This window comes from Arthrobacter sp. 01L42 (assembly GCF_056400005.1).
This window is the reverse complement of the sequence record NZ_JBFTSL010000052.1, coordinates 1-570: the sequence shown is the minus strand read 5'-3', so window position 1 is coordinate 570 and position 570 is coordinate 1. Positions and strand designations below refer to the sequence as shown.

Genomic DNA, 570 nt, shown 5'->3' with positions numbered 1-570 from the left:
CGGTACGAACGGGCACGGCCCGGGGAACTGGTCCATCTGGACGTCAAGAAGCTCGGACGCATCCCGGAAGGTGGCGGCTGGCGGGCCCACGGCCGCTCGGAGCAGGTCAAGGGACGCGGAATCGGTTACGACTACGTCCACGTCGCGATCGATGACCACACCCGCATCGGCTACGCCGAGGTCCTCCCCGACGAGAAGGGCGCCACCGCAGCCGGGTTCCTCACCCGCGCCGCAGGCTACTTCGCCGGGCACGGCATCCACCGGATCGAACGCGTCATCACCGACAACGCCTTCGCCTACCGCAACTCCGCTGCGTTCCGTCAGGCCGTTACGGACCTCGGAGCCGTCCAGCGCTTCATCAAGCCCCACTGCCCCTGGACCAACGGCAAAGCCGAACGCTTCAACCGGACCCTGCAAACCGAATGGGCCTACCGGCAGATCTTCACCAGCAGCAACCACCGCCAAGCCGCACTTGCGCCCTGGCTCCAGCACTACAACACTGAACGCATCCACACCGGCATCGGAACCACACCCATTACCCGGGTGTCACCAACCTGATGGCCCAGTACA

1 protein-coding gene is annotated in these 570 nt (G+C 65.8%); it reads left to right on the top strand.

Going from position 1 to position 570, the window contains the following annotated elements; all coding sequences use genetic code 11:
- Positions 1 to 558 (top strand): integrase core domain-containing protein (locus AC1DN2_RS21335; protein ID WP_476851877.1); only part of this gene is annotated, 558 nt, incomplete at its 5' end.
- Between the last annotated feature and the right edge of the window lie 12 nt (positions 559 to 570).